At 40.1% G+C, this 846-nt stretch carries 1 protein-coding gene; it reads left to right on the forward strand.

The features are described from left to right. Window positions 1–846: Hop family adhesin SabA/HopD (sabA, locus tag BZK24_RS08415; RefSeq protein WP_524707213.1), on the forward strand; the 846-nt coding region annotated here is incomplete at both ends.

Here is an 846-nt window from a genome sequence, read left to right on the forward strand (position 1 = left end):
GCACTCGCCGAAAACCTCCAAAAAGCTCAAGGCAATCTCTGTGCCTTATCAGAATGTTCTAGCGATCAATCAAATCAAAACAAAACTTCCATGACTACAGCTCTTAAAACCGCGCAAGAGCTTATGGATTTAATCGAACAGACCAAGGTTTCTATGGTGTGGAAAAATATAGTCATCGCAGGTGTTTCAAACAGAGCCGATGGTGCTGGTGCTATCACATCCACTGGTCCTGTAACCGACTATGCGGTGTTTAACAACATCAAGGCGATGCTACCTTACTTGCAAGAAGCGCTCAAACTAACTCAGAGCAACCACACCCTATCTACTAACTTGCAAGCTCGAGCTACAGGATCTCAAACAAATCGTGAATTTGCTAAAGACATTTACGCTTTAGCTCAAAACCAAAAGCAAATCCTTTCTAACGCTTCAAATATCTTCAATCTCTTTAATTCCATTCCTAAAGACCAACTTAAGTATTTGGAGAACGCTTACTTGAAAGTGCCACATTTGGGTAAAACTCCTACTAACCCTTACAGACAGAATGTGAATTTGAATAAAGAAATTAATGCGGTTCAAAACAATGTAGCTAATTATGGCAATCGTTTGGATTCGGCTTTAAGCGTGGCTAGAGATGTCTATAACCTAAAATCCAATCAAACAGAAATCGTAACCGCCTATAACAACGCTAAGAATTTGAGCGAAGAGATTTCTAAACTTCCCTATAATAAGGTCAATGTAACAAACATCGTTATGTCGCCTAAAAATCCTACATCGGATCAATACCAAATCAACCCAGAGCAGCAATCCAATCTTAACCAAGCTTTAGCGGCGATGAGCAATAACCCC

This window comes from Helicobacter pylori, assembly GCF_001998165.1.
Classification (GTDB): Bacteria; Campylobacterota; Campylobacteria; order Campylobacterales; family Helicobacteraceae; genus Helicobacter; species Helicobacter pylori_DL.